The organism is Ruminococcus sp. 8Y-12, from assembly GCF_058119865.1.
In genome coordinates, this window is record NZ_CM176623.1 from 3,297,499 (window position 1) to 3,320,222 (window position 22,724).

The following is a 22,724-nucleotide window of genomic DNA, read 5'->3' on the forward strand; positions in this document are numbered from 1 at the left end:
AGGTAGAAGAAATGAGCAATCATACAGAGACACAGAGTGCACTGCACAACAAAAAAATGGTTATGCGCGCCATTAAGGATGCATTTATGAAGCTGGCGCCAAAGACGCAGATCAAAAATCCCGTTATGTTTCTGGTATTTGTTTCCGCAGTCATGACAACCGTACTGTTTATAGCGGCTCTTTTCGGAATCAAAGATGCGGCTTGGGGATATATTTTAGGGATTGCGGTGATTCTCTGGTTCACGGTGCTCTTTGCAAACTTCGCAGAAGCCATCGCAGAGGGCAGGGGCAAGGCACAGGCCGACTCTCTGCGCGCTGCCAAGAGGGATGTGGAGGCTCACAAGATCCCTTCTTTGAACCAGAAGGAGCAGATCACCAGGGTTGCGTCCGCAAATTTGGTGAAGGGGGATATTGTGATTGTAAAGGCTGGGGAATCGATTCCAGGTGACGGAGAGGTTATAGAAGGGGCGGCCTCTGTGGACGAGAGCGCCATCACAGGCGAGTCTGCTCCGGTAGTCCGTGAGGCAGGCGGGGACCGCAGTGCTGTGACAGGAGGTACCATGGTGCTCTCCGACTGGATTGCAGTGCGTATCACAAGTGAACCGGGGGCCAGTTTTCTGGACAAGATGATAGCCATGGTGGAAGGCGCTGCCAGAAAGAAGACGCCGAATGAAATTGCATTGGAGATATTTTTGGTGGCATTGTCCATAATCTTTATACTGGTGACCATGTCACTGTATGCATACTCCCTGTTTTCAGCAAATCAGGCGGAAATCAGCAATCCTACCTCCGTAACCTCTCTGGTAGCGCTGCTGGTCTGCCTGGCACCCACCACCATCGGGGCCTTGCTCTCCGCCATCGGTATTGCTGGTATGAGCAGACTGAACCAGGCAAATGTACTGGCCATGAGCGGCCGCGCGATTGAGGCGGCGGGAGATGTGGATACCCTGCTGCTGGATAAGACAGGAACCATTACCCTTGGCAACAGACAGGCGGCAGCTTTTATCCCTGTGGACGGACATTCTGAGAGGGAGCTTGCGGATGCGGCCCAGCTCTCATCCCTCCCGGATGAAACGCCGGAGGGAAGAAGCGTTGTGGTACTGGCAAAGGAAAAGTTTGGTATAAGGGAGCGAAATCTTACAGACGCAAACATGAAATTTATTCCATTTACCGCGAAAACCAGAATGAGCGGTGTGGATACAAAGGATGCCCGCATAAGAAAAGGAGCGGCAGATGCCATGAGGGAATACGTGGAAGCCTCGGGTGGTATCTACAGCGGGGAATGCGATGAGGTAGTAAAGAAAATATCCAACCAGGGAGGTACTCCCCTTGTGGTAGCAAAGGACCATATGATTCTGGGTGTGATTCATCTGAAGGATATCATTAAATCAGGAGTAAAGGAAAAGTTTGCAGATTTACGCAAAATGGGTATCCGTACAGTTATGATCACGGGAGATAATCCCCTCACCGCGGCAGCCATCGCAGCGGAGGCAGGCGTGGATGATTTTCTGGCAGAGGCCACGCCTGAGGGAAAGCTCTCAATGATCCGCGAGCTTCAGGCCAAGGGGCACATGGTGGCAATGACCGGAGACGGAACCAACGATGCTCCCGCACTGGCACAGGCCGATGTGGCGGTTGCTATGAACACCGGTACCCAGGCCGCAAAAGAGGCCGGAAACATGGTGGACCTGGATTCCTCACCCACAAAGCTAATCGATATTGTGAGGATTGGAAAACAGCTGCTCATGACAAGAGGAAGCCTGACTACCTTCAGTATTGCAAATGATGTGGCAAAATATTTCGCTATTATTCCGGCTCTGTTTATGGGTCTTTATCCCGGGCTTGCGAAGCTGAATATTATGGGGCTTCACAGTGCCGAGAGTGCGATCTTCTCAGCCATTATCTACAATGCCCTGATCATCATCGCATTGATACCGCTGGCATTGAAGGGAGTCAAATACCGCGAAGTCTCCGCCGGGAAGTTGCTGTCCAGAAACCTGCTGGTCTATGGCGTGGGCGGCATTATTGCCCCGTTTATCTGCATAAAGCTGATCGACATGCTTCTGGTATTGACAGGACTGTTCTAAAAGAGAGGATGGAAGAATTATGAAGAAAGAAAAAGGAGTTTTTTCCAGGGCTTTGATTCTATTTTTGATTATGATGGTGGTTTGCGGGCTGATCTATACCTTGGCAATCACCGGAATAGCACAGGTCTTTTTTGGAAAAAAAGCGAATGGAAGTATTATTGAAGTGAATGGCGTGAAATATGGCAGCCAGCTCTTGGCTCAGCAGTTTAATGACGAGGAACATATGTGGGGCAGGATCATGAATATTGATGTGGACACCTACAAGGATGACGAGGGAAATATCCTGATGTATTCCTCCGCCTCAAACAAATCTCCGGCAGGGGAGGAGTTTGAGGAGGCAGTGGCACAGAGGGTCAGCATGATCAAAGAGGCGAATCCGGATGCAAAGGAGGAGGCCATCCCGGTAGAATTGGTTACAGTGTCCGGAAGCGGGCTGGACCCTCACATCTCCCCGGCGGCGGCAGAGTACCAGGTACCGCGTCTGGCAAAGGCCAACGATATGACTGAGGACCAGGTCAGGGAGGTCATCAAAAAGTATACAAACGGCAAACTATTTGGTATACTTGGAGAAAATACGGTAAATGTTTTGGAAGTAAACCTGGCTCTGGATGGTATCCTCGCCGAATAGAGAGGAATGGACTTATGAGTGAAAATCGACCTGATCCAAATAAACTTTTGAAAGAGATTAATGAAGAGGAGCAGAGGAAGAACAGGGGAAAACTGAAGATCTTCTTTGGATATGCAGCAGGCGTGGGCAAAACCTACGCCATGCTGCAGTCTGCACATACAGCTATGGAGGAGGGGATGGATGTGGTTGCCGGATATATCGAGCCCCACGCCAGACCGGAGACCATGGCTCTTTTGAATGGTCTGGAGGTACTGCCTGTCCGGGAGATATCATACAGAAATATTGTTCTGAGGGAGTTTGACCTGGACCGTGCCGTCAGCAGGAAACCACAGCTTATCCTGGTGGATGAACTGGCGCACACAAATGCCCAGGGATGCCGGCACAGGAAACGGTATCAGGACATACAGGAGCTGTTGAAACATGGAATCAATGTTTACACTACCGTAAATGTACAGCACCTGGAGAGCCTGGCTGATATAGTTGCCTCCATAACAGGGGTGATGGTAAAGGAGCGCATCCCAGACTTTATTTTTGACAATGCCAATCAGGTGGAACTGGTGGATATTGAGCCGGAGGAACTACAGGAACGACTGAAGGAGGGGAAGATCTACCGGAAAAATCAGGCAGGAAGTGCTATGGATCATTTCTTTCAGGCAGACAATCTGACTGCGCTCAGAGAGATTGCGCTGCGGCGTACCGCGGACCATGTAAATCAGACAACGGAAAAGAGCAGAGAGCGGAATCCGGACAGCGAGTATTATACGGATGAACACATCATGGTCTGTCTTTCCCCCTCCCCCTCAAGTGCAAAGGTGATCCGCGCGGCAGCCAGAATGGCCAAGGCATTCAAGGCGAGATTTACGGCGGCACATGTGGAGGAACCGGGAGCGGAACGGCTTGGGGATGAGGACGCCATGAGGCTTCGTATGAATCAGAGACTGGCGGAACAGCTGGGGGCTAAGACAGTGGTGCTCTACGGAGGTGATATTACACGGCAGATTGCAGAGTACGCCCGTGTTTCCGGGGTATCTAAGATCGTACTGGGCAGAAGCTACAACAAAAGGAGTCCCTTTACGCGCCAGGTAAGTTTTTCGGACCAGCTGTCCCGATTGCTGCCCAAGACAGAGATTTATCTGATACCGGATACCTATGAGAACCGATACGCCAAGAAGTATGTCCGCAGGCGGGAGCGGGAAGACAGGAAAAAAACAATGCTGCGGGATGTGGGGGCGACTGCCGTGATCCTGATAGGAGTTACTGCCATATCCCTGCTGTTCGGTTACTGGAAATTTGACGAGGCAAATATTATTACCCTTTATATTCTGGGCATTCTGATGAATGCACTAGTGACTGAGAGCCAGGTCTTCAATATTTTGGCCTCTGTGCTCAGTGTAGCCTGTTTTAATTTCTTTTTTACCAATCCCAGATGGACCCTGCTGGTGGATAAGCCCGGCTATATTGTTACCTTTGGCATTATGTTCCTGGCAGGTTTCATCACAGCATTTCTGGCAAAAAAGGTCAAGATTTTCGGCCGCCAGGCTGCCAAGCGGGCATGGAGGATGGAGACCCTGCTGGAAACGAGCCAGAAGCTTCAGATAGCAAAGGATAGTGTACAGATAGCGGAAGTGATGGGCAGACAGCTGGTCAAACTTTTGGACAGAGATATTATCTACTATGGGGGTGATCCGGAGATAGAGACGGAGGTACTCAGATTCCCCAAAGAAGAGGACAGCCAAATTGAGCTGCTGCTGTCCCAGGATGAAGTGGCGGTGGCAGTGTGGTGCTGCCGAAACAACAAACATGCCGGGGCAATGACCAATACCCTTCCGGGTGCAAAGGGGCTTTACTTAGCTGTGCGAAGCGGTGAGCGTGTGTTTGGCGTGGTTGGAATATGCATGGGAGAGAAATATATGTCCGCCTTTGACGAGAGCCTGATGAATGCCATCCTGAACGAGGCGGCTATGGCTTTGGAGAGAGACTATGTCAGCAAAGAAAAGCTGCAGGCCGATATGAAGATGAAGCAGGAGCAGCTCAGGGCCAATCTTCTGCGAAGCATTTCCCATGATCTGCGCACTCCCCTGACAAGTATTTCCGGAAACTCGGGAATACTCTTGGAGCAGGAGCTAAATTTATCCGGTGAACAGAAGCATAAACTGTATGAAGGCATTTACGATGATTCTGTCTGGCTGTACAATCTGGTGGAAAATCTGCTGTCTGTCACCAGAATTGAAAATGGAAATATGCAGCTGAATTTGCAGCCTGAGCTTTTGGAGGATGTGATCCAGGAGGCGTTGACCCACATTAAGAGAAGAACGCAGGGACATGTGATACGGATAGACCTGCAGGATGAGTTTCTTATGGCCTGGATGGATGCCAAGCTGATTATGCAGGTAATCCTGAATATTGTGGACAATGCTCTGAAATATACGTCTGAGGGAACAAGCATTGTCATCTCTGCGAAAAAAAGACTGGGGAGAATACTGGTGGAAATTGCGGACAATGGGGAAGGGATTTTGGATGCCAGCAAAGAGAGGATATTTGACATGTTCTATGCGGAAAATAAGACGTTGGCGGACAGCAGAAGAAGCATGGGGGTGGGCCTGGCACTGTGCAGGTCTATTGTGGCGGCCCACGGCGGAAAGCTGACTGTGAGAGACAATATACCAAAAGGCAGTATTTTTGCTTTTGACCTGAGAGAAGAGGAGGTAGAGGGGATTGGCAGCGAAGCATAACCTTTTGATTGTAGAGGATGAGAAGGCCATCAGCAACCTGATTGCCACCACACTGGAAACACAGGGATACCACTATACAAAGGCCAAAAACGGCAATCAGGCGATGATAGAGATCGTGTCCCGCCGCCCGGAGATCATTCTTTTGGACCTGGGGCTTCCGGATATGGATGGAATGGATATCATTAAGAAGGTCCGGACCTTCTCTTCGGTTCCGATTATCGTGATCAGCGCCAGGAATGAGGACAGGGACAAGATTGAGGCATTGGACGCCGGGGCGGATGATTATTTGACCAAGCCCTTCAGCGTGGAGGAACTCTTGGCCAGACTCCGATCTACTTTCCGGAGGATCAGCTATATGCAGGGGAGTTCAGGAGCAGAAAGTACTATATTTGAGAATGGGGATCTGAGAATCGACTTTGCGGCGGCCGCCGTGTATATGAAGGGAGCGGAAGTCCACCTCTCGCCCATTGAATACCGGCTCTTGTGCCTGCTGGCGAGAAATGTGGGCAAGGTCCTCACCCACCAGTACATGATGCATGAGGTCTGGGAAAATGTCCAGGGCAGTGATATTCCCTCTCTTCGTGTGTTCATGGCAACACTCAGAAAGAAGATAGAGCCGGACAGGGAAAATCCCGCCTATATCCACACAAGAGTGGGTATCGGATATAAGATGAACCGGATAGGAGCAGGGCCGGATGAAAAATGAATTTGCCATTCTCAAAAGTAAGCCGCTTAAGTATACTGTCACGGCACTCTGCCTGCTGGCAGCAGCAACGGGGCTGGGCTGGTTCTTTGAAAAGGCCGGCTTTTCAGATACCAATGTTGTGCTGCTGTATATCCTGGCAGTCCTGGTCACCTCCAGGCTGACAGAGGGGTATGCGGCAGGGCTTTTGACTTCTGTTGCGGCTACCCTGGCCTTTAATTACTTTTTTACGGAGCCGTATTACACGCTTAACGTCAATGATCCGGCTTATCTGATTACCTTTGGGATCATGACCGGAGCGGCAGTGGTCACCAGCGCATTGACCTCCAAGGCAAAGGAGAGCGAGATAAACGCCCTGGAGCGGGAGCGGGAGACACAGGCCCTATACCAGTTTACCAGCCATCTGGCTGAGGCGTCAGATACGTCGGAGATTGCCCGGGCCGCCGTGAAGGCTGCCGGAAACCGGCTAGACTGCAGAGCAGTTTTTCTCTGCTTTAGCGAGGAGGGAAAGGCGGAAGCTAATTTTATCCAGGTAGAGGAGGACGGTGCGACCGTCAGGAGAACGCAGGCGGATGAGGAGCTGACACATAGAATACAATTTCTGAAAAAGGATTATGATGAAAACGGAGCGTTTTTTGATTATCCGGTATACAGTAAAGGTCAGATACTCGGAATTGTGCGGATACCCAGGGAACGGGCCGTACGTTTTTCCGATGGGGACAACCGGTATTTGCACTCACTTCTGGAGTGTACTGCACTGGCTCTTGGTAGAGAGTACTCCGTAAAGCAGCAGGTCAGATCCCGCCAGGAGACCATACAGGAGCGCTACAGGAGTAACCTGCTGCGGGCTATATCCCATGATTTGAGAACGCCTCTTTCCGGTATTATGGGCACCTCTGAGATGATTATGGATATGTCGGATAAAAAAGATCCCAGGTACGGGCTGGCCAAAGGAATATGCAAGGATGCCCACTGGCTCCATGCCCTTGTGGAGAATATTTTGAGCCTGACGAAGCTTCAGGAGGGCCGGCTGATTCTTGCCAGGCAGCCGGAGGCCGCGGAGGAGATCATCGGTGAGGCGATCCGCCGCCTTGCGTCCAGGGCCCCGGAGTATGAGATATCCGTGAAGGTGCCGGATGAAGTGCTGATGGTTCCCATGGACGGTAAACTGATTATGCAGGTGCTGATTAATCTTTTGGACAATGCGGTGAAACACTCTGAGCCAGGCCGGGAAATCAGTATCTGTGTTCAAAAAGATACCTCAAGAGAGGAAGCGGTTTTCACTGTGTCAGATAGAGGCGAAGGAATTGCACAGAAGGATATTCCAAATATATTCCAAACCTTTTACACCTCCCAGATCAAACCCGCGGATGCCAAAAAGGGGATTGGACTGGGACTGCCCATCTGCGAGGCTATCATAAAAGCCCATGGGGGAAGGATTACCGGAAGAAACAGGACAGACGGACATGGGGCGGAGTTTTTATTTACGCTGCCGCTCACAGTAAAAAAGGAGGATGAGAAGATTGAGCCAATATCATGAGGTGATTTTGGTTGTGGAGGATGATGTGCAGATCCGCAATTTTATCTGCTATGCGCTCAGAGCAGAAGGATTTCAGTGTATCACCGCAGGAAATGCCAGGGATGCGCTGCACAAACTGGTTATGGAACCGGCGGAAATGATGCTGCTGGATTTGGGACTGCCGGACCTGGACGGAATGGAAGTGGTACGCAAAGTCCGGGAATGGTCAGAGCTGCCGATTATCATTGTGTCAGCAAGGGACCAGGACCGGGAGAAGGCGGCTGCCCTGGATGCTGGCGCGGATGATTATCTGACAAAACCCTTTTCCGCTACAGAGCTGCTTGCGCGCATACGGGTGGCGCTGCGCCACCTGTACCGTCAGGGTCTCCCAAAAACCCAGTCCGTCTATCTGGTGGGAGAACTGGAGCTGGATGTGGAGAGGCATCAGGCGGTACTGGAAGGCATGCCTCTCCATCTGACGCCCATGGAGTTCAGCCTTATGACCCTTTTTATGAAAAATGCGGGCAAAGTGCTCACCAGCGGCTATATATTGAAGGAGGTCTGGGGAGCTCCGGCAGACTCGGACACACAGGCTCTGCGCGCACTGATGGCGGGCTTAAGAAGAAAAATTGAAAAGAATCCTGCAACGCCCAGGTATCTTCTGACCGAAGTTGGGATCGGATACCGGATGGCAGGGGAATAGGGAGGGACAGAGTATTTTGTCCCTCTCTATTTTTCTCACAGGATTTTCACAGGAAAAGAAAAACTATCACACCGTTCTCACACAGCCCCGGCTATAATCTAATTGTAAAGAAAAGGAGGTAAGTATTATGAGAGATTTGAGAGAGAGGGAACAATTATTTGAACTGTGTGAGACAGTCCGGGGGCTTTGTACCTGGGAAAATATAGAGCAGTGCAGAAAAATGGTCCGTGAGGTCATGGGAAAATACCCGGATGCAGCGGAGCCCCACAATCTGTACGGGATACTGTTGGAAAAGAAGGGAGACCACACAGGAGCCATGCGCCATTTCAGAGCGGCGTGGGCTTTGGACCCTGGTTATGCTCCTGCCAGAAAGAACCTGGATCGATATGGAAGTTTTTTCGCTGTGAAAAGTCCTGCATATGACGAGAAGGACTGCCAGGAGGTTCTTTCTTTAAAGAGAAAAAGACTTTAAAAAATGAGAGGGGTGCGCTATAATACAAATATAAAATGGTGGTTTTAAGAATATAACTGGAGGAGTGGTAATATGACAATCGATGAAGCAATCACTGTACTGGAAATGCAGGAGGAAATTTTACAGTTTTCACATTTCACCAATGAGGACGCATGGGAATTGGGCTGTATCATTGCAGCGGAGGCCAAGCGCAAACATTTTCCCGTGGCGGTGAGTATTCGGCTGAACAATGGTTTTACGGTGTTCCAATACGCTTCAGACGGAACCAACCTGAACAATGAGAACTGGATGGCAAGAAAAGTCAATACAGTGAAAACACTGGAGCACAGCAGCCTCCACACTTATATGATGCTTCAGAAAAGCGAAGAGAATCTGGGGGACTGGTTCCTGGATTCCAAAAAGTTCGCTGCCTGTGGAGGCGGTTTTCCCGTTCGCGTTGAGGAAGTGGGAGTGATTGGCACCATTGTAGTTTCCGGCCTGGATCATGTGTCAGACCACGAGCTGATCGTAAAATGTGTCAGCAGGTATCTGCATATTGATGAGGTACCCAGGATTCCAAGAGAGCTGTGAAGAGATCTGACGTACAGGCAAATAGTATTTGAAAAACAGTAAAAATATAGTGCCGGAGCGGCCTTGAAGGCAGTGGAATGTCTGTCTATATGGGAGCTTCGGCGTTTTGTTTTTATACGGCCTTTTATTTTATTAAGAATTATTAATTTACAAGTATTTTACTTGTGGTTCTAATGGGAAAAGAGTAAAATAAAGGTAGAAAGAAAGGGCAAACTACAAGAAAAAGAAAGAAGGTGTTTTTATGAAAAAGCGTTTATTTTCAGTACTTTTGACCCTCTGTCTGGTGCTTGGCATGCTGCCTTTACAGGCTTTTGCCGACAGTGAGGGTAAGGACGCTAAATCAGCGGAACCTACGGTCTCCGTTTCAGGAACAACGGAGGCCGGAAAGCAGTTGAGTGCGGACCTCTCCAAGCTCTCCGATAAAGATAAGGCAGTCGTTCAATGGCAGAAAAAGGCCAAAGGAGATTCGGACAGCAAGGCGAAAAATGTGGGAGACGGAAAGACAACCTATACTCTGAAACAGGAGGATGCAGGAAGTGTGTTCCGTGTTTCTGTTAAGGAGAACAAGGACTCGGACAAAAGCCTTGTGTCTGGCTGGACAAAAGAGGTAACAGGATCTAAGGACAGCGAAAAGGACAAGAAGAGCGAGAAAGAAACCGAGAAGAGCACGGAGGAAACAAAGTCATCCGAGAACTCTAAGGAAACCGGCAGCACAAAAGAGACGGCAGAGACAAAAGAAACTCAGACAGAAAAAGCATCGGAAGGGTCTAAGGAGACCGAAAAAGCCAAAGAAACTGAGAAGGCAAAGGAGCCTGACAAGGGTAAAGAGACAGAACCCTCCAAGGAAGCAGAGACTCAGAAAGAGACCCAGGATACTCAAAACCCCAAAGACACATCCAAGGAGACGGATAATAAACAGGCCAAGGATACAGGCAGCGTGACCTTAACACCGCAGATCCTGGAACTGAACTATGTGTCAGGATACGCAGGAAAATCTGAGGAAATTACTCTCAAAAATGAGACAGCAGCGGAGATTGAGATTGCAGAGATTACCCCTTCTGATATTTTAACCGGGTGTGCCAACCTGAAGGTGGGTGACAAGATTGCCGCCGGCGGTTCCGTTGTTTTTAAGGTAAATGTGACTGACGGGAAAGCAGTCGGTGATTATGCCGGTACGCTGGTAATCAAGGACACTAAGGGAACAACTTATACTTTGACAGTAAAGCTTCATGTGGCGGAAGCTGCCTACACCGTTGCGGTGACTCCTGCATCCAAGGATTTCGGAATTTTGACAACAGGGTACGCTGCACCGGAGGCGCAGAAATTTGAAGTGAAAAATACTGGAAATTCCAGCGTCAGTCTCACGAATCCTACGGCAAAGAATTTTGTGGTTAGTGGATTGAGCAAGGCGAAGCTGGAGGCTGGTGAGACAGCAGAGTTTACGGTTCAGCCAAAGGTAGGGTTGACAGCGGGAACGTATCAGGAGAAGATCACCGTAGCAACAGACCACAATACTTCTGCTGAAATCACTGCGAATTTCGCGGTGAAGGATGCTGCGAACTATGCAATCGGCGTATCTCCTGCCCAGTATGACTTTGGCGCTTTGACCATTGGATATAAGCAGCCGGAGGCAAAGACAGTTGAAATTGTGAACTTAGGAAACGCGGCTTTGAAACTCACCCAGCCCACAGCAGTAAATTTCAATGTGGGCACACTCTCCGCGGCAGAGTTGGCTCCGGGAGCAAAAGCAACCTTTACAGTACAGCCGAAAGCAGGATTGGAAAAGGGGATTTATGAGGATACAATTAAAGTAACGACCGATCAGGCAAGTGCATCCGGTGAGGTGAAAGTATTGTTCACAGTGGCAGGCAACAAGCTTATCAGCATTGTAAAGCCCTCGGAGGTAACCGCCAAAAACGGCCGGGCAAAACTCGCCAGTTCTTTGGGACTGCCTGAGAAGGTAAGGATCAAGACCGCAGATGGTGAGAAGAAGGCTAAGGTTACCTGGGATGTGGGAAGCACAGACTACAGCAAGTATACGCTTACAAAGCAGCGTTTTACCGTAAAGGGAAAAGTGACTCTGCCTGACGGAGTCAGCAATCCAGATGGTGTTTCTCTGGAGACTTCCATCAAGGTAACCGTAAAGGCACATGACCCGGAAGTTCCAAGTAAATCTGAGAATAAGATTTCTGGAATAGAGGAAGGAAAGTATTACAATGCTAACACCAACCTGACCTTTAAGGCAGTCGGCGGCGGCATGGACAACAGCAGCCCCAAGAAAGGGGATGTGAGATACGAACCAACCAGTTGGATTATTGACCGTACCACCAGCTTTACCGGCGGATCTTATGAGGGAACCTTCAAGATTCTCAACAACGGAACCTACACGTTGAAAGTTACCTTCAATAGACAGGTGTACAATGGAAGCAAATGGGAGTCAGATCAGACGACAGACACCAAGTCAGTGAACTTCCATATCGTGAACGGAACTGTGCAGAAGACGAACAATGGAAACACAAAAACAGCGGTAAAGACAGGGGATGAATCTCCCATTGCTATGCTGATCATTATCTGTGCGGTCTGCGTAATCTGCATCGGAGGAGTTCTGATCTCCAAGAACAGAAAGCGCAGAAGCCAAAAAGAATAGTCAGAGTATCCAAGCCATATCAGATGGAAGAGGGGCTGTGAAACACAGTGAGCTTCCGGTGATTGGGTGAGAGAACTCTAAACAATGAGAGTGCAGCGCTTGGCGCTGCATTCTTTCTGTGTGTGGATAATACAGGTAATCTCCCAGAATGGGATAACCCAGGTATTTCATGTGCACGCGAATCTGATGGGTACGTCCTGTCTCCAGTTGCAGGGATACGAGGGAGCAGTTATCTTTGCATGCAATTCTGCGGTAGTGGGTCACTGCAGGAGCGCCATTTTCAAAGTCTACACAGCGCTCGAGTAGAGAGCCCTCTTTTCTGGCAATGGGAGCGTCTATGGTACCTTCCAAAGGAGAAATCCCGGAAACAATGGCCTGGTATTCTCTGTGTATTTCCCGGCTTGCTACCATCTGTGATAAGATGGCAGCACTCAGCATATGCTTTGCTACAATTAAAAGTCCGGTGGTGTCTCTATCCAGTCGGTTGATACAGCGGTATACAAAGGGGATGCCCTGGCTTGAAAAGTGCCAAACAATACCATTTGCAAGGGTATTTTCATGATTGTTGAAAGAGGGATGGATCGGGGTATCGGCGGGCTTATTGACAATCAAAAGATCCTCATCCTCATACAGAATTGAAAGGGGCATAGGAATCGGACGGATGGTGGTGGAGGTGTTTTCTTCCGCAAGCAGGATTGTGACGCGATCTCCTGGGGAGAGTATCTGATTTGTAAATGCCGGACTTCCGTTGAGGCATATGCTGCTTGGGGTTTCCCTAAGACTAGTTAGTATATGTCTGGAAAAGCCCTTTGCCCTGAGAAAGCAGCCGATACTTTTTCCGGTATCTATGTCAGTTATATGATATTCTAAAGTTCTTTTCATGAGAGAGCTCCTTGGCTTTTTATAAACGAAACAAAGGTATTTTAACAGAACTGCACATTTACTGCACTGTTACGACTATACAACAGAGTGTAAAGCGTGTCAATATTTTGGAAAATAAGGAGAGTATCAGAACTTTAAAGCGGCACTAATTAGACGCTTTAAAGTGTGACCAAAATTAGCCAAATTCCTATCTTTTCCTTTTCAACTAAGTGGAAATCTTGTACAATATGAGTTAGCTTCAGGTACAAAGATTGTATCTGAATTGCGCTTTTGCGCGACAAACTGATAAAGAAAAGGAGAGGAACAAATGGAGAGAGAGAAGTTTGGCTCAAGGCTTGGATTCATCCTTATTTCAGCGGGATGTGCCATTGGTCTGGGCAATGTATGGAGATTTCCATACATAACGGGAGTTTATGGAGGAGCGGCATTTGTGCTTATTTATCTGTTCTTCCTGCTGATTCTGGGGCTTCCCATTATGGTCATGGAGTTTGCCGTGGGGAGGGGGAGCCAGAAAAGTGCTGCCTTGTCCTTTGATGTGCTGGAGCCGAAGGGGACTAAATGGCATTGGTACAAATGGGGAGCTATGGCGGGAAATTATCTGCTTATGATGTTTTACACAACCATCGGTGGCTGGATGATTCTGTACTTTATAAAGATGGCTACAGGTCAGTTTGAGGGTATGAACACAGAACAAGTGCAGGGGGCTTTCGGTGAGCTGATGGGTCAGCCGTGGCTTATGACCGGGTTTATGGTGCTTGTGGTTGTGATAGGTTTTGCCATCTGTGCAAAAGGACTAAAAAATGGTGTTGAGAAGATTACCAAAGTAATGATGGTCAGTCTTCTGGTGCTAATGATTGTGTTGGCAGTGCGCTCTGTTCTTCTGCCAGGAGGGCAGGCCGGGCTGAAATTTTATCTGTATCCTGACTTTGGAAAGCTTATGGATGCAGGGCTGGGAGAAGTGATTTATGCGGCCATGGGCCAGGCATTTTTTACTCTTAGTCTGGGAATCGGGGCACTGGCGATTTTTGGAAGTTACATTGGAAAAGAGCGCTCTCTGATGGGAGAGGCAGTCAGCGTCACAGTGCTGGACACCTTTGTGGCATTGATGGCAGGATTGATTATATTTCCAGCGTGTTTTGCTTACAACGTAGAACCCAACAGCGGGCCCGGACTAATTTTTATCACCCTGCCGAATGTGTTTAATGAGATGGCGGGAGGCAGACTGTGGGGAAGCTTATTCTTCCTATTTATGTCATTTGCGGCCCTGTCCACCATAATCGCGGTATTTGAAAATATTATTTCCTTTGCAATGGATTTAACAGGGTGCAGCAGAAAGAAAGCTGTAGTCTGCAATTTGATAGGCATCATAGTACTCTCCATGCCCTGTGTGCTTGGATTTAACGTACTCAGTGGGTTTACGCCCTTTGGGGAGGGGAGTAATGTGTTAGATCTCGAGGACTTTATAGTCAGCAATAATCTGCTTCCGTTTGGAAGTCTAATCTATCTTTTGTTTTGTACTTACAAGATTGGATGGGGATTTGACAACTTCCTTGCAGAGGCCAATACGGGAAAAGGGATGAAATTTCCAAGGTGGATGAAGGGATATGTGAAGTATATTCTGCCACTCATAGTCATTGTGATTTTTGTTATGGGATATATTACAAAATTTATCTAAATTTCAGAACCGACCGGGTCATTTTTCAAAACTGACCTGGTCGGTTTTGAAAAATGACCCGGTCGAAATTTAAATTTTTGTTAGTTTTGCACAAGTACTTTTTGAATTTCCACGATGTACATGGTGTGATAGTCTTTATCCGGATACCATTTTTGTTCAGGCTCAGGATCAATAAAGCATTCCGGTTTATACTCCTGGGCATAGAGCTTGCGGCAGATCAGCACGGTGTTGGCCTCTGAGAAGTAAGGTGTCTCTCCATCGTGGGAGATGGTGAGACCGGACTTCTGGATTTTATCTTCGTCTCTGCCAGATACGCTTCCCATATAACTTAGCGTTTTGCGGTGGGAATGATCCAGGACAGAGAGTGAAAAGGTATCTGAGCCGTCAATGAATTCTTTGGTGTAGCGCTGGGGACGGATCACCACAAAGGCTACATTTTTGCCCCACATCACTCCCACACCGCCCCAGGAGGCGGTCATACTGTTGGCTTTGCCTTCTTTTTCTGCTGTAACCAGCAGCCATTCTTTTCCTATCATAGTAAATGCGTTTTTCGGAAGCTCTTCCGGTTTGATTTCTTTGAAATTCATAGTTAATTCTCCTTTGGTGATGGGAGTTTTCCACTCCTGAATTATTTCTTACAGTCAGCGCATTATATGCGCTGACCTGTTGAATTGTTACTTTGATTTTACTTTATTCCACAGTTCATTGTAAACCACCTCAGCGTCTTCGCCCAGATAATGGAAGGTTTCGCAGCGCTCCAGCTCGGAATCATCGGGAAATGCGATGGCACTGTTTCGGATTTCTTCATCCTCTATCAATTTGCGCGCTTCCACATTGGGGGTTGAGTATGTGATGTAGTCAAAGTTCATAAGTGCAATGTCCGGACGGCAGAGGAAATTGATGAATGCCTCTGCATTTTCTTTGTGCTCCGCATTTTTGGGTATGACCCAGGAATCAATCCAGATATTAGATCCCTCCTTGGGAATGACATATTCCAGATCCGGATTCTCTGACTGTGTGTAGATGGCTTCCCCGGAATAAATCACACCGATTGCCGCCTCGTTTCCAATCATTTTGTCCCTTACCTGGTCAATCACATATGCCTGCACCAGGGGCTTTTGCTGTATCAGCATATTGGTTGCCTCTGTAAGTTCATCCAAATCCGTTGAATTTAAAGAATAGCCCAGATACTTTAGCGTTACACCAAAGGCATCCCGGACGCTGTCCTGCATCAGGATATTGTCTTTGTATTTTTCATCCCAGAGTACACTCCAGCTGTCAATGGGCTCTTTCACCATTGTCTTGTTGTAGAGAATTCCTACAGTACCCCAGCAGTAGGGGACCGAGTATTTGTTCTGAGGATCAAACTCCCTGGACTTATCCATGTAAGCTGTTCCGATATTTTTAAGATTTGGAACATTCTCATAATTGATTTCCGCCAGCAGGTTATTGTCAACCATCTTTTGAATCATATAGTCAGAGGGACAGACTACATCATAGGCGATGGCTCCGGACTGTATTTTGGGATACATGATCTCATTTGTTTCATATTCCTCATAAATCACATCTATTCCCGTTTCTTCCTCAAAGAGTGTGATCACCTCCGGGTCCATGTACTCCCCCCAATTGTAAACAATGACTTTGTTGTCCGTAGACATGGTTCCCCTGGAAGCGTAGTAAAAGCCGCCGCAGACAATCAACAGAACCATAGCCACGGGCAGTGCCCTGCGCAGCAGGAAAAAGACAGCTCGGCTGCGTCTGGTGATCACCTTCTGGACCGGCTTTGCCTTCCCTTCAGATTTGGGAGACACATTGATGAGGATCAGCAGGATCAGAACAGTCAAAAAGAGAATGGTGGAGAGGGCATACATCTCAGGCTTTATCCCCTTTCTCACCTCAGAGTAGATCTTGGTGGACAGGGTGTCAATGCCAGGTCCCTTTGTAAAATGGGTGATCACAAAGTCATCCAGGGACATGGTAAAGGCCAGCATAAACCCTGAGAGCACCCCGGGCATAATGTCAGGGAATACCACCTTGAAAAATGCCCTGACCGGGGAAGCACCCAGGTCCAGAGCTGCCTCGTACGTATGCCGGCTGGTCTGTTTGAGCTTGGGCATAACACTCAGGATCACGTAGGGAATATTGAAGGTAATATGCGCGATCAGTATGGTTCCAAACCCCAGTGTAATCCGAAACGCGATAAAAAGCAGCATCAGGGAGATACCCATGACAATCTCAGCGTTCAGCATAGGGATATTGGTAAGTCCCATGTAGAGAGTGCGGAATTTCTTTTTCATTCCCTGAATACCGATAGCAGCTGCGGTCCCTATGACAGTGGCAGCGAGAGCGGAAATCAGTGCGATCAGGAGAGTGCTGTAGAGTGCGTTCATTATGGCGTTGTTCTGAAAGAGTTCATAGTACCATTTCAGGGTAGCGCCGCCCCACTTTGCTCTTGTCTTGGAGGCGTTGAAGGAGAGCACCATCAGAGTGACAATGGGGGCATACAGCAGTATAAATATCAAAGCCAAATAGATCTTTTCCAGTGATTTCTTGATCAAAACGCTGTTCCCTCCCCATCCTTGTCATATTTGGCCACAACAGCCATACTGGCAATAATAAATACCATCAAAACCAGGGAGAGACCGCTGCCCACATTCCAGTTGCTGCTCTGCTTAAAGGCCTGCTCTATGACATTGCCGATCAGCAGAATCTTTCCGCCTCCCAAAAGGTCAGAGATCACAAAGGTAGTGAGCGCCGGAACAAACACCATGGTAATGCCGCTTATGATACCGGGTGTGCTGAGCGGCAGAGTAATCTTAAAAAAGGTCTGTATATTGTTGGCGCCTAAATCCCGCGCTGCATTGATCACATTTGGATCAATCTTTATGAGCACATTATAAATGGGAAGCACCATGAAAGGCAGAAAGTTGTATACCATACCCAGTACAATGGCGTAGGGCGTGTTGATGATATCTAAAGAGGGCAGGTTAAGTGCCCCCAGGATATTATTGATCACTCCGGTTTTTTCCAAAAGAGTCTGCCAGGCCAGAGTCCTCAACAAAAAGTTCATCCACATGGGCAGGATAAAGATCAGGACAATAAAGCTGGACTGGTTTACATTTTTCCCTGCCAAAATCATTGCGAGAGGATAGGCCAGCAAAAGACAGATAACCGTACTGATGAAGGCCAGCAGCAGAGCCATACCCAGGGCCTTTAAGTTCTCCGCAGTGGTGATCTTGGCAATATTTGACAAGGTAAAGGCAGCGTCTGCATCTGTGAGTCCATAGTAGAAGATCATAAGCAGAGGAATCACCACAAAGCTGATTGACCAAAACAGATAAGGCCCTGCCAGGAGCCGTTTATTCTTCAATGTTTACCGCCTCCTCGTCCTCAGATACCGGTTTGTTCATGATCTGGATGTCAAAAGGATCAACCCGGATTCCCACCTCTGTGCCAACGGGAAACATATCTGTGCTGTGCACCAGCCATTCGTGGTTGTTGGCCATCACTTCCATCTCATAATGTACACCCTTGAAGATCAGATGGCTGACTACGCCCTGGATCAGGCCTTCCTCAGGCTTCACCAGGTCTATATCCTCCGGGCGGATAACCACATCCACCGGACGGTTTTTGCCAAACCCCACATCCACACAGGGGAAGGGAACGCCCAGAATCTTCACCAGTTTGTCCTGAATCATAGTTGCTGCGATGATGTTGCTCTCACCGATAAAATCCGCCACAAAGGCGTTCTCAGGTTCATTGTAGATGTCCTCCGGAGTTCCGATCTGCTGGATGTATCCCTGGTTCATGACTACAATGGTATCCGACATGGTCAGGGCTTCCTCCTGGTCGTGGGTCACATAGATAAAGGTAATCCCCAGCTCATTTTTCAGGCGGATCAGCTCATACTGCATATCCTGGCGAAGCTTTAAATCCAGAGCTCCCAGGGGTTCATCCAGGAGCAGAACCTTGGGTTCATTGACAATGGCCCTGGCTATTGCAATGCGCTGCTGCTGGCCTCCGCTCAGAGATTCCGGGGAGCGGTTTTCGTAGCCGTCTAAGTTCACAAGTTTCAGGGCATACTTAATTTTATCATCAATATACTCCTTGCTCTTCCCCTTGATCTTCAGGCCAAAGGCAATGTTCTCCGCAATACTCATATGGGTGAACAGGGCGTATTTCTGAAAAACGGTGTTCAGCTGGCGCTTATTTGGCGGGAGATTAGTGATATCCTGGCCGTCAAAGATCACCTTTCCCGAGTCAGGACTTTCAAATCCGCCCATGATGCGCAGGGTAGTGGTTTTTCCGCATCCACTAGGGCCTAGAAGCGTAAGAAACTCATTTTCTCGGATATAGAGATTCAGTTCATCCAGTACGGTCTGATTGCCATAGGATTTGGTAATGTTGATCAGATCAATTAATTTGTTGCTCATAAGAGTCCTCCTGGTAACGTTTATTCCCGCGGGCAACGGGCAAAGCAGCCGTGCTTGCAGCGGGGGTGTTGACTAAAAGCTGGGAGGTGAGCTGACCCAGATCAGGACAGCGGGCACCTTGCCTCTGTTTTCGATATAGTGGCGCTTCGACGGGACAAAATAAAAAGATTCCCCCTTTTTGGCCCTAAATGTCTGGTTTCCTATGTGAAGAATCACAGAACCGCTCAGAATATACCCGAATTCCTCCCCCTCATGGGGCAGATCCGGGTAAGTGGAACCATCCGGCTCCAGAGTGAGACGGATAGGCTCCATAATATTCTTCTGCGCATTTGGTATAATCCATTCAACCTTGTTGGACAATTCCGTGTCAACTTTTTCAAAATAGTCATCTGGGTGGAACACAATCTGCTCCTGGTCCGTGTCGCAGAAAAATTCGTTGAGGTTTGTACCCAGACATTGAAGAATATCCATAAGTGTGGCAATGGATGGGGATGTGAGATCCCTCTCCAACTGGGAGATGAAGCCCTTGGAGAGCTCTGCACGGTCGGCCAATTCCTCCTGAGTCAGGGATTTTGCGACCCGCAGTTCCTTGATTTTTGCGCCTATATTCATAGAGACCTCCTTGATTTACGGTCCTTTTAGAGAGTGACAGTAAAAATAAACTCAAAGTTTAGTAAAAATAAACTTGACACTAAAACTGATTATACAGATTCGTATCCCAATGTCAATACATTTTTGATAGGATTTTTACACTCCTGAATCATTTTCTTACGGTCAGTGCAGTAAATGTACAGACCTGTTGAATAGTTATGGAAAAACAAGTAATTGCTATTAACAAAAGAAAGAGTTTATGGTAAGATAAAAACAAGCCAAGTTGACAGACAGAAAACAAGGAGGAAAATAGAGATGAGCAAAGATAAATACATCGCGTATGTGGGGACCTACACCCATGGAAGCAGTATCGGTATACATGTATATGATCTGGATGTGGAAAACGGATATATGACAGAGAGGAATGTGATCCCAGTTAACAATGCCTCCCATATCGCAAAGTCCAATAATGGAAAGTATCTGTATTCCATTGCGGATGAGGGCGTGGAAGTGTTGAAGATTGACGAGAACGGGGATCTGTCGGAGATCAATAAGGTGGGCATAGACGGCATGCGCGGATGCTTTCTCTCCACAGACATTGACGGTAAGTTCCTTTTTGTGGCAGGTTATCACGATGGAAAGATTACGGTGGTGCGTATTCACCAGGACGGCCGCCTGGGCAGTGTGATGGATGGAATCTTTCACCAGGGACTGGGAAGTGTGGCAGAGAGAAATTTCAGACCTCATGTCAGCTGTGCAATGCCCACGCCGGACGGTAAATATCTCTGCGTGGTGGACAATGGAATTGACCAAATCAAGCTGTACACAGTAGATCCGGTAACCGGTAAGCTAAAGCTCTACGACATCCTACGCTGTAAACTGGAGTCCGGTCCACGGTGGATTCGTTTCAGCCGTGACGGAAAATATGCCTATGTGATCTGCGAATTGAGCAATGAGATTCTGGTATACACCTATGACGGCAACGGAAAATCTCCCCAGTTTGAGCTGATACAGACCGTGAGCACTGTAATGGACGCTGCGGAAGGCGCGTGTGCGGCATCCGGACTTCGCATTTCTCCAAGCGGGAAGTACCTTTACTGCTCCACAGCAGGGGACAACAGCGCCGGAGTTTTTCGCATTAATCCGGACACGGGGATGCTGGATCAGCTCTTTATTCTTCCGATCAGCGGCAAATATCCCAAGGATGTGGCCGTGTTTCCGGATGAGAGGACACTGGTGGTACTCAACCACGAGTCGAACGATATCACATTCTTCCGCATTGACTATGAAAAGAAGATTATGACCATGCATGGAAAGCCGATTAAAATTGAGACGCCCAACTGTATTTTGATCTCAAAAGTGGGGGACCAGGAGTAAGAAATGAGGAGAAGAACTTGACAGAAAAAGTCGGTTCATGTAAAATAAAGTCATGCGGCATTAACCCCTTTAATGGCGTAAATAAAAATTTACATTACACCCCTTTAATTGGAGTAGATATGTAATTTTGCTAAGAAAACAGCCACCGGTCACCTCGGTGGCTGTTTTTGTTTAAGAAAAAAAGTCCCTTTTTGCTGTCAGCGGAAAAACCGGATTAGATTTTCCATCTTTGAGTTTACAGAACAGAACATCATATCCAGTAGTGTTATTGCCACCATAGCTTCCACTACCACCACGGCCCTGGGGACTATGACGGGATCATGACGCCCCTTAATATTTACCTGTATACTTTTGCCGTCCCGGGTAATTGTAGACTGTGCGGCAGCTATGGAGGGAGTGGGTTTCACCGCGGCCCTCAGTACAATGTCGCTCCCATCACTGATACCCCCCAGAATGCCGCCCGAGTGGTTGGTGAGCTTTATCCTGTTTTTGTCTGGGGAGAGGGTGTACTGGTCATTGTTGGCGCTTCCGGTGGCCTCGGCCGCCGCCATCCCGTCTCCTATTTCAAAGCCTTTGACAGCGCCAATGGAGAGTATTGCCTTTCCCAGATTGGCGCTCAACTTCTCAAAAGCCGGGTCGCCCACACCGGGTTTCATATTTTTGACAATACACTCAATCATTCCACCGGAGGAATCCTGCGCTTTTATGCACTGATCCAGGTATTCGGCCGCCCTTGCGGCAGCTTCAGCATCCGGCATATAGAGGGGATTGTCAAACACAGTCATGGGGTCAAACCTTGCAGGGTCCGCCGTCACAGGACCTATGGACTTTGTGTAAGTCAGGATACGCACCCCCAGCTGGTCCAAAATCTTACATGCGATGGCACCTGCCGCTACGCGCCCGATGGTTTCCCGGCCGGAAGAGCGGCCGCCCCCACGGTAGTCCCGAAAGCCATACTTTATATCGTAGGTAAGGTCCGCGTGACCGGGGCGGTAATAGTTGGCGATCTCACTGTAATCCTTAGAGCGCTGGGTTTTGTTGTAGACCACCATGGAGATGGGTGTACCCGTAGTTTTTCCCTCAAAAAGTCCCGAGAGAATCTCCACACAGTCCTCCTCCTTGCGGGGAGTGGAGTAACGGCTCTGTCCCGGTTTTCTGCGGTCCAGATATTTCTGTATATCCTCCTCAGACAGAGAAAGACCTGCGGGACATCCGTCCACCACCACACCGATACCTTTTCCATGGGATTCTCCCCAGGTTGTAATTTTAAATATATTTCCAAATGTAGAGCCTGCCATCTTTTCACCTCATCAACTGTTTTTTCCCATTATACAGAATAAAGATGAGGTTTTCAATGCCTCAATTTGAAGAAAAGTATATAGTAACCGGGAGTTTTTGCATAAATTTTGACATAAGCCTTGTACGCTGCATATTATTTAATGAGAGTATTTTATAAAGGAGCAGGCTCGTGGCAGAAAATTTCAGACGCTGCATTGGTTTCATACATGTCATTGAAAAGGGCGATACGCTGTACAAACTGGGAAAAAAATACGGGGTTACGGTATCTGCGCTGATGTTCGCAAATCCCTATGTGAATGTATACAATCTTCAAATTGGAGATGAACTGTGTATACCCAAAATCCGTCCCATTGTTATTCCAATACCGATTGACAAATAGAATATTAATATTTATAATGGCAATAGT

Annotated in this window: 19 protein-coding genes; 12 read left to right on the forward strand and 7 right to left on the reverse strand. The window is 48.1% G+C overall.

Annotation, left to right across the window (positions count from 1 at the left end; all coding sequences use genetic code 11):
• The first annotated feature begins 11 nt into the window (after positions 1 to 11).
• The 9 genes from kdpB to AC0THY_RS12850 all read left to right on the forward strand — a co-directional run bounded on the left by kdpB (position 12) and on the right by AC0THY_RS12850 (position 12,061).
• Positions 12 to 2,087: a potassium-transporting ATPase subunit KdpB gene (gene kdpB / locus AC0THY_RS12810; RefSeq protein WP_489990990.1), complete on the forward strand. Its 2,076-nt coding sequence runs from the start codon at positions 12 to 14 to the stop codon at positions 2,085 to 2,087.
• 19 nt (positions 2,088 to 2,106) lie between these two features.
• A complete protein-coding gene (kdpC, locus tag AC0THY_RS12815) occupies positions 2,107 to 2,715 on the forward strand; it encodes a potassium-transporting ATPase subunit KdpC (RefSeq protein WP_489990991.1) in 609 nt (202 codons plus the stop codon).
• A 14-nt stretch (positions 2,716 to 2,729) separates the two neighbouring features.
• Positions 2,730 to 5,447, forward strand: a complete 2,718-nt coding sequence (locus AC0THY_RS12820) for an ATP-binding protein (protein ID WP_489990992.1) — start codon at positions 2,730 to 2,732, stop codon at positions 5,445 to 5,447.
• On the forward strand, positions 5,431 to 6,153 hold the full coding sequence (locus AC0THY_RS12825) for a response regulator (RefSeq protein WP_489990993.1): 723 nt from the start codon (positions 5,431 to 5,433) through the stop codon (positions 6,151 to 6,153). The genes AC0THY_RS12820 and AC0THY_RS12825 overlap by 17 nt, the downstream gene beginning before the upstream one ends.
• A complete protein-coding gene (locus AC0THY_RS12830; RefSeq protein WP_489990994.1) occupies positions 6,143 to 7,690 on the forward strand; it encodes a DUF4118 domain-containing protein in 1,548 nt (515 codons plus the stop codon). Before AC0THY_RS12825 ends, AC0THY_RS12830 begins: the two co-directional genes overlap by 11 nt.
• The gene (locus AC0THY_RS12835) at positions 7,665 to 8,372 is read left to right on the forward strand and encodes a response regulator (protein WP_489990995.1); all 708 of its coding nucleotides are present in this window, start codon (positions 7,665 to 7,667) and stop codon (positions 8,370 to 8,372) included. The genes AC0THY_RS12830 and AC0THY_RS12835 overlap by 26 nt, the downstream gene beginning before the upstream one ends.
• A 127-nt stretch (positions 8,373 to 8,499) precedes the next feature.
• Entirely contained in the window at positions 8,500 to 8,844 is a 345-nt protein-coding gene (locus tag AC0THY_RS12840) for a hypothetical protein (protein ID WP_489990996.1), read from the forward strand.
• A 72-nt stretch (positions 8,845 to 8,916) separates the two neighbouring features.
• Entirely contained in the window at positions 8,917 to 9,414 is a 498-nt protein-coding gene (locus AC0THY_RS12845) for a heme-degrading domain-containing protein (RefSeq protein ID WP_489990997.1), read from the forward strand.
• Positions 9,415 to 9,655: 241 nt separating this feature from the next.
• Positions 9,656 to 12,061 (forward strand): COG1361 family protein, encoded by a 2,406-nt coding sequence (locus tag AC0THY_RS12850; protein WP_489990998.1) that lies wholly within the window; start codon positions 9,656 to 9,658, stop codon positions 12,059 to 12,061.
• Here AC0THY_RS12850 and AC0THY_RS12855 read toward each other — a convergent pair whose 3' ends face one another.
• Entirely contained in the window at positions 12,062 to 12,943 is an 882-nt protein-coding gene (locus AC0THY_RS12855) for an RluA family pseudouridine synthase (protein WP_489990999.1), read from the reverse strand.
• A 307-nt stretch (positions 12,944 to 13,250) separates the two neighbouring features.
• On the opposite strand from AC0THY_RS12855, the gene AC0THY_RS12860 reads away from it, so the two are divergent.
• On the forward strand, positions 13,251 to 14,618 hold the full coding sequence (locus AC0THY_RS12860) for a sodium-dependent transporter (RefSeq protein ID WP_489991000.1): 1,368 nt from the start codon (positions 13,251 to 13,253) through the stop codon (positions 14,616 to 14,618).
• A gap of 80 nt (positions 14,619 to 14,698) precedes the next feature.
• Here the strand turns inward: AC0THY_RS12860 and AC0THY_RS12865 are convergent, their stop codons facing one another.
• The 5 genes from AC0THY_RS12865 to AC0THY_RS12885 all read right to left on the reverse strand — a co-directional run bounded on the left by AC0THY_RS12865 (position 14,699) and on the right by AC0THY_RS12885 (position 19,663).
• Complete coding sequence (locus tag AC0THY_RS12865; RefSeq protein WP_489991001.1) at positions 14,699 to 15,205, reverse strand: flavin reductase family protein; 507 nt, start codon at positions 15,203 to 15,205, stop codon at positions 14,699 to 14,701.
• Positions 15,206 to 15,292: 87 nt separating this feature from the next.
• Positions 15,293 to 17,176, reverse strand: coding sequence for an extracellular solute-binding protein (locus tag AC0THY_RS12870; protein ID WP_489991002.1), 1,884 nt, complete (start codon positions 17,174 to 17,176; stop codon positions 15,293 to 15,295).
• Positions 17,173 to 17,988 (reverse strand): ABC transporter permease, encoded by an 816-nt coding sequence (locus AC0THY_RS12875; RefSeq protein ID WP_489991003.1) that lies wholly within the window; start codon positions 17,986 to 17,988, stop codon positions 17,173 to 17,175. Before AC0THY_RS12875 ends, AC0THY_RS12870 begins: the two co-directional genes overlap by 4 nt.
• Entirely contained in the window at positions 17,978 to 19,051 is a 1,074-nt protein-coding gene (potA, locus tag AC0THY_RS12880) for a spermidine/putrescine ABC transporter ATP-binding protein (protein WP_489991004.1), read from the reverse strand. The genes AC0THY_RS12875 and potA overlap by 11 nt, the downstream gene beginning before the upstream one ends.
• Before the next feature lie 72 nt (positions 19,052 to 19,123).
• A complete protein-coding gene (locus AC0THY_RS12885) occupies positions 19,124 to 19,663 on the reverse strand; it encodes a helix-turn-helix domain-containing protein (RefSeq protein ID WP_489991005.1) in 540 nt (179 codons plus the stop codon).
• A 294-nt stretch (positions 19,664 to 19,957) separates the two neighbouring features.
• On the opposite strand from AC0THY_RS12885, the gene AC0THY_RS12890 reads away from it, so the two are divergent.
• Positions 19,958 to 21,019: a lactonase family protein gene (locus AC0THY_RS12890; RefSeq protein WP_489991006.1), complete on the forward strand. Its 1,062-nt coding sequence runs from the start codon at positions 19,958 to 19,960 to the stop codon at positions 21,017 to 21,019.
• 197 nt (positions 21,020 to 21,216) lie between these two features.
• Here the strand turns inward: AC0THY_RS12890 and aroC are convergent, their stop codons facing one another.
• A complete protein-coding gene (gene aroC, locus AC0THY_RS12895) occupies positions 21,217 to 22,317 on the reverse strand; it encodes a chorismate synthase (protein WP_489991007.1) in 1,101 nt (366 codons plus the stop codon).
• Positions 22,318 to 22,487: 170 nt separating this feature from the next.
• On the opposite strand from aroC, the gene AC0THY_RS12900 reads away from it, so the two are divergent.
• On the forward strand, positions 22,488 to 22,697 hold the full coding sequence (locus tag AC0THY_RS12900; protein ID WP_489991008.1) for a LysM peptidoglycan-binding domain-containing protein: 210 nt from the start codon (positions 22,488 to 22,490) through the stop codon (positions 22,695 to 22,697).
• The last annotated feature ends 27 nt before the right edge of the window (positions 22,698 to 22,724 follow it).

What these genes read in the sequence shown, in the direction of transcription:
- AC0THY_RS12830 (WP_489990994.1), top strand. Translation starts at nt 6,143, where the DNA reads ATGAAAAATGAATTTGCCATTCTCAAAAGTAAGCCGCTTAAGTATACT.
- AC0THY_RS12885 (WP_489991005.1), bottom strand. Translation starts at nt 19,663, where the DNA reads ATGAATATAGGCGCAAAAATCAAGGAACTGCGGGTCGCAAAATCCCTG.
- AC0THY_RS12845 (WP_489990997.1), top strand. Translation starts at nt 8,917, where the DNA reads ATGACAATCGATGAAGCAATCACTGTACTGGAAATGCAGGAGGAAATT.
- AC0THY_RS12835 (WP_489990995.1), top strand. Translation starts at nt 7,665, where the DNA reads ATGAGAAGATTGAGCCAATATCATGAGGTGATTTTGGTTGTGGAGGAT.
- aroC (WP_489991007.1), bottom strand. Translation starts at nt 22,317, where the DNA reads ATGGCAGGCTCTACATTTGGAAATATATTTAAAATTACAACCTGGGGA.
- AC0THY_RS12890 (WP_489991006.1), top strand. Translation starts at nt 19,958, where the DNA reads ATGAGCAAAGATAAATACATCGCGTATGTGGGGACCTACACCCATGGA.
- AC0THY_RS12850 (WP_489990998.1), top strand. Translation starts at nt 9,656, where the DNA reads ATGAAAAAGCGTTTATTTTCAGTACTTTTGACCCTCTGTCTGGTGCTT.
- kdpC (WP_489990991.1), top strand. Translation starts at nt 2,107, where the DNA reads ATGAAGAAAGAAAAAGGAGTTTTTTCCAGGGCTTTGATTCTATTTTTG.
- AC0THY_RS12860 (WP_489991000.1), top strand. Translation starts at nt 13,251, where the DNA reads ATGGAGAGAGAGAAGTTTGGCTCAAGGCTTGGATTCATCCTTATTTCA.
- AC0THY_RS12855 (WP_489990999.1), bottom strand. Translation starts at nt 12,943, where the DNA reads ATGAAAAGAACTTTAGAATATCATATAACTGACATAGATACCGGAAAA.
- kdpB (WP_489990990.1), top strand. Translation starts at nt 12, where the DNA reads ATGAGCAATCATACAGAGACACAGAGTGCACTGCACAACAAAAAAATG.
- AC0THY_RS12820 (WP_489990992.1), top strand. Translation starts at nt 2,730, where the DNA reads ATGAGTGAAAATCGACCTGATCCAAATAAACTTTTGAAAGAGATTAAT.
- AC0THY_RS12865 (WP_489991001.1), bottom strand. Translation starts at nt 15,205, where the DNA reads ATGAATTTCAAAGAAATCAAACCGGAAGAGCTTCCGAAAAACGCATTT.
- AC0THY_RS12840 (WP_489990996.1), top strand. Translation starts at nt 8,500, where the DNA reads ATGAGAGATTTGAGAGAGAGGGAACAATTATTTGAACTGTGTGAGACA.
- potA (WP_489991004.1), bottom strand. Translation starts at nt 19,051, where the DNA reads ATGAGCAACAAATTAATTGATCTGATCAACATTACCAAATCCTATGGC.